Consider the following 4,934-nt stretch of genomic DNA (forward strand, 5'->3'; position numbering starts at 1 on the left):
GTAAAAGCTGTTTGTAAATGTCTTAACCCTTGTTGTAAAGGTACACAGCTTACTTCATTGAGAAAGTCTAATTCTTCTTGCTTTTTCCAATCGGTCAACATTGAAGAAGTTTGAGCATAGCCTACTCTTTCTTGCTTTTCGTACCAAGCTTGTGTTCTGAGATGGAGAGCTTTGTTGTCAACTAATCTTACACAGCCCAATGTGCGCCGCAATAGCGACTCTTGTTCGGGTGTGGGGTAAAATCGAAACGAATAGGCTTTTTCCATGTCTCACATTTTAGCATATATCGTGTAAATGCGCTAATATTTAACGGTAAAGCCAACCTAGAACGACGGGGTTTCAGACCCAAATTTTCGATGAGCGTTGCGTTCGTGCATTACTTCAAAACCAATGTTAGCGCGGTTGATCACATCCGCCAAAGTTGTGATAGCACGTCCCTGGGAATCGATAATCGACTGGTTAAAGTTGAAACCGTTGAGGTTAAAAGCCATGGTTGAGATAGTTAGTAAAAGTATAGTCAAATATAGACAGACTGAATTCCATTTCAGAAATTCCCTTCACTTTTACTTCGAGAGATTGATTCTCCTTGGGTGAACTACGCACCTCTCTATCCCATAGCGGTTAAACGCATTTGGGAATGCTTTTCGTAAAATGTTGTAGGAACCCATGACATCAGATTGACAAAGAAATCCTCTATCTGTACGATATAACCCTCGCTTAATTCTTTTTCCTGAAAACACTGGCTTTTCAGTTATCTGTCCATACACTGGTAGCGGATCTAAATTCAAAAAATTAGAAGCTGAGGTATAGGATTCTTCTTGAAGAATCACAGAGATTCCTTCTAATTGACATTTATAACTAATCATCTCAATTAATCGAGCATGAGGGATGGTCACAAATTTTTGATTGTTGACTTTTCCTAAGTTCACTTCTTGTTTCCAACCGTCATTTTTCCCAATTACTAAAGTTGTTATCTCTTGGTCAACTAAGAGATTGACTAAATAACGACTAGCTCGGTGAAGATAATCATCTACTTTCTGATTACGACAGCGAGTTAAACGGCGAATCCTCTGGGAACTTTGACGATTGCCTTTTAACAGAGATTGTAACTTAGCCCGACGTTGGTTATAAAATTGATTCAGGCTTTTTAACGGTCTGCCATTAATCAACAAAGGGATAAAGTCCGGTTGATTTGAAGTTACAGCCATCAAATTATCTATGCCTAAATCTATCACAGCTATCTTTTCATTAGGAGCTAAGAACTGTTCAGTTTTCTCATAAATTACCTCGATTACATAACAATCACATTTAGGAACTATTCTGACTTCTGCTATGCGCTCCACCACTCTCGTCGGCAAGGCAATTGAAGTCCCTGATAGTTTGACTAACCCTTGCCGAAGACCTACTTTGCTTATAGCTTGAATCGTGTAAACTAAGAGATTTCGTCCTTTTTTTGGCTCCTTATAGCCAGGGATTTTGGGTTTTCCCAGAAATTTATCGGGGTGACTTTTAAACTCTGATGAAGCGGCAAAAAATGATTGCCAGTTCTGGTCTAATCCTCTTAAAACTTGTTGGGAAACTTTAGCGGGTAAAGCTTGATACTGTTCTGTCTTTTTCATCAGAGAAGCCATCTGATTATAGGTCAAATAGCCATGACCATAAATGAAGTTTTGTCGGATTAAATAATTGGCTGAGTTGTAAAGATTTTTAGACTGCCAAGATAAATTATCTATCTCAGCCCAAAATCTATGTCCTTTCTTGATAATGTGTCTTTCGGCTACTAACATTATTATCCGTTGTCTTTTAACTCAGCGTCGGGTTTTGAAGGGTTGTCATCCGTTGTCATAATTGTACCAGAAGGCAATTGATAGCCTGTTAAATTTCCTTGTTTCCACCACCTCCAAGCCGTTCGATAACTTATTCCTGTTTTTTTTGCCTAGTCCGATAGTTTTGTCTGTACATACTACCATGAATGACTATATATGACCATATTTGTATTGAAACTTTACAATACCTTTTTTGGGTTTATAGCGTTTCCTGTTGGCAAGAGGTACATTGTCGATGGTGAAAAGCTTAATCAGCAAAGGTTTAACTGTGCCACACAGGTGTGGGAAACGCTATATTTATTTCAAAAATTATCTCTTTATTTGTATATTTTTAAACTTGTATAAAATTGATTTAAGTTTTGTAAAAAGTAGTTGACAAAATACGATCGAGATCAAGGATAACCCTATCCTTAAGGTTGACAAAATATGGTAAGGTGGACTGAGTAATAAAACTTATCACTAACCTATTATCAGTGACAAGTGCCAAATTCACCAGAGAAGGCTAAATATAACTATGTCCAAACGGTTTAAATTCGACTCCTCCGAGATGATTTATCTCACCGATAAACTGATGAATGCGGCCAGCAATCGTTACTCGATCGTCGTGCAAGTCGCTAGACGGGCCAAACGCGTCCGCTACGATACCGTAGAAAATATCGATGACCCGATGATTAAACCCGTCCAACGGGCCTTGATGGAAATGACCGACGAATTAACCGAACCGGAATTATTACGCGATTAATCCCCTAAAATTGCCAGGGAACCCACCCTTACATTTCATCGGGGTTGATACCCAGTGATCTTAGTCTTTCCGCTAGTCGTTGGGCTTTTTGTTCCGCTTCCTCTTTGGCTAAACGTTCTTGCTCGGCGATCGCTTCTGCTTCCTCTTTGGCTAAACGTTCTTGCTGGGCATTCAAACGTTCTTGTTGGGCGATTAAACTTGCTTGCTCGGCGATTGCCGCTGCTGCCCTCGCCCTTTCCTCGGCGGTTAAATAGCGATTTCCCGATCGATCGTACCAATACAGCCATTCTCGCACCCAAGCGATATGTTCTCCCTGCTCATATCCCAAGGCTAACCCGATTTCTGGCAACCATACCCGATTATTTTCCGGCTCTAAAAGCTCGTATTTCCCCGCTATCAGCTTATAAACCGCTAATCTCTCTCTATTTTTAAACCTTCCCCTTCTACCGCTTAAGGGATTATAAATGACGTAATAGAGAATTCCTAGGGTTTGATAATCCGCTAACTTTCCCTCATATTCCCCATTATATTTCTCAGAAATCACTTCCAAAGCCAATATCGGCATAATATAAGCTTCTTCCCAGAGAACATAGCTTAATCTTCCCCTTTCGCCGGTATCGTGTTTGACTCCAATGGCTAAAAATCCATCCGGTATGATTGCCGGTTCGTCGGGATTGTAATAAACTCCCATATCGACACCAAAATACCAATCATCCCGCTCCGCCCAAATAAATGCTAGTAAACTGAGTAATAGATTGGGAATATCGTTCTGTAACTGGTTATCCACGGCTGTTTCGTCAGAACAGGGTAATTCTTCGGCACTGGGAAGAAGGCGATTTTTATTGTAGGAAAGGTTAACCATAGCGATTGTTTTGACTAGGGAAATTACCAAGTATTCGGTTGAAAGTCGGCATCATTAATAATGGCCACCGTATCCCCAGAGGGTTTAATCACAAATAGACCTTTTTTATAAGCGTATCGATCGATCCCCTCGTTGATTTCAATTCCCGCCACCGCACCGTAAGCTCGATAGTTTTGATAATGGGGAAAAGCGATTTTAAAGCGGGTCAATTTTTCGATAAATTCATCCACATCATCTTTAGATAATCTAGATTTACATTCCACCACCACGAGATCGGTATCATCTACCGCTAGGATATCAATTTCCATGGCGATGCCCTGACGCTTGACTCTAGCGCGGGGATAAACTTCTTTAATATCGATGCCTTTTTCCTGAAAAAGCCGTAAAACCGCCGGTTCTACCAATTCTTCCACAAATCGACCCCAGCGAGTGGTGAGACTATCTACCGCTTTGCTGGTTCGTTCAACCGTCCGTTTCAGTTCTGCCATGGAGCGATCGCTTTCTAGTTTAGATTCCGCCAGGAGGTTCTCTATTTCGACTCTATGGCGATCATATTCCGCCTTAGATTCGGCAGCCCGGCGATCATATTCCTCGGTGGAAGCGCGGAATAGCTGGTAAATATCCTCAAGAGTTACCGGTTCATTCATAGACTTACCTCTAAAACACCCCTGATCATTTTAGCGATTCCCTCGAGAAGCCGGACGAGAGCCAGAGAGCAAAACGAAAAAAATATTAAGAATTATGTAAAAGACTTGACAAATGTGCGGGGGGGGTAAGGTTTTTCTGGAATTTACTTGGTTCCAAAACTTGCATAATCCTTACAACGCTCAAAGAGCTTGATTTTAGATGAAACTAACGATTATGGGTATTTTATCTGGGGTTGCCTTTGCGACTCTGGGCATCTCTGGCATTGCAGAAGCTTTTCAACTGATTCCTTCTGGTCTTAGTCCTGGTAATCAGTATCGCTTGGTATTTGTTACGGATGGCACGATTCAAGCAACAAGCACTGACATAAATACCTACAACACCTTTGTTGACAATGAGGCGCACACCTCAACAATATTAAATGACGCTTTTACGAATGTAGGAATCGACCCTGCTAGTATTACCGAAAAATTGGGTTCGTTATGGGAGCGATTTTGGTCCAGGGTTTAACGGTCCGGTAGCATTCCGCCCTTTGTACGGAATCTCTTCGGTGCTGACGGTTCCCACCACGACCACTCCAGAACCTTCTAGCCTTCTCGGTTTTATCACCTTGGGCCGATTAATGCTAGGGGGTACCGTCCGCAAAGCCCGCAAGTAATGCCTACAAGGGAGAGGAGGCGAGGGTTTCCTCTCTCGAAGCGGAGGTTTTCGATACTTTATGGCTCTTCGGTTTGTGTTATGCAATGGACGGGGATTATAAGGGATGTAACCCTTATATAGAAAGGCATTTAGCGATTTTTGTCAATTGTTTTTTATCTAGAGCGAACTAATCAATTAAGTCTCTTGCCAGATAAGGATT

Annotated in this window: 5 protein-coding genes and 2 pseudogenes; 2 read left to right on the top strand and 5 right to left on the bottom strand. The window is 41.5% G+C overall.

Translation table 11 applies throughout. From position 1 onward, the window contains the following. The 3 genes and pseudogenes from O9290_RS14645 to O9290_RS14655 form a co-directional block, all read right to left on the bottom strand. Positions 1-266 (bottom strand): helix-turn-helix domain-containing protein (locus O9290_RS14645; protein WP_288087213.1); only part of this gene is annotated, 266 nt, incomplete at its 3' end. 57 nt (positions 267-323) lie between these two features. Next, positions 324-506, bottom strand: a pseudogene (locus O9290_RS14650) (hypothetical protein); the annotation flags it as partial. Positions 507-563: 57 nt separating this feature from the next. Further along, a complete protein-coding gene (locus O9290_RS14655) occupies positions 564-1,787 on the bottom strand; it encodes an RNA-guided endonuclease InsQ/TnpB family protein (protein WP_288087214.1) in 1,224 nt (407 codons plus the stop codon). A 553-nt stretch (positions 1,788-2,340) separates the two neighbouring features. Here O9290_RS14655 and O9290_RS14660 point away from each other — a divergent pair. Beyond that, entirely contained in the window at positions 2,341-2,568 is a 228-nt protein-coding gene (locus O9290_RS14660; RefSeq protein WP_002761217.1) for a DNA-directed RNA polymerase subunit omega, read from the top strand. Between the two features lie 28 nt (positions 2,569-2,596). On the opposite strand, the gene O9290_RS14665 is transcribed toward O9290_RS14660, so the two are convergent. Both O9290_RS14665 and O9290_RS14670 read right to left on the bottom strand, forming a co-directional pair. Continuing rightward, positions 2,597-3,430 carry a Uma2 family endonuclease gene (locus tag O9290_RS14665; RefSeq protein ID WP_061431861.1) on the bottom strand — a complete coding sequence of 278 codons (834 nt, stop codon included), beginning with the start codon at positions 3,428-3,430 and terminating at the stop codon, positions 2,597-2,599. A gap of 23 nt (positions 3,431-3,453) precedes the next feature. Beyond that, on the bottom strand, positions 3,454-4,077 hold the full coding sequence (locus O9290_RS14670; RefSeq protein WP_288087215.1) for a DUF3782 domain-containing protein: 624 nt from the start codon (positions 4,075-4,077) through the stop codon (positions 3,454-3,456). Positions 4,078-4,276: 199 nt separating this feature from the next. Here O9290_RS14670 and O9290_RS14675 point away from each other — a divergent pair. Further along, positions 4,277-4,733: pseudogene (locus O9290_RS14675) on the top strand (PEP-CTERM sorting domain-containing protein). The last annotated feature ends 201 nt before the right edge of the window (positions 4,734-4,934 follow it).

Source organism: Microcystis sp. LE19-41.2A, from assembly GCF_027530405.1.
GTDB classification, from domain to species: domain Bacteria; phylum Cyanobacteriota; class Cyanobacteriia; order Cyanobacteriales; family Microcystaceae; genus Microcystis; species Microcystis aeruginosa.

Coding starts and splice junctions, on each gene's coding strand:
- O9290_RS14670 (WP_288087215.1), bottom strand. CDS start 4,077: ATGAATGAACCGGTAACTCTTGAGGATATTTACCAGCTATTCCGCGCT.
- O9290_RS14655 (WP_288087214.1), bottom strand. CDS start 1,787: ATGTTAGTAGCCGAAAGACACATTATCAAGAAAGGACATAGATTTTGG.
- O9290_RS14660 (WP_002761217.1), top strand. CDS start 2,341: ATGTCCAAACGGTTTAAATTCGACTCCTCCGAGATGATTTATCTCACC.
- O9290_RS14665 (WP_061431861.1), bottom strand. CDS start 3,430: ATGGTTAACCTTTCCTACAATAAAAATCGCCTTCTTCCCAGTGCCGAA.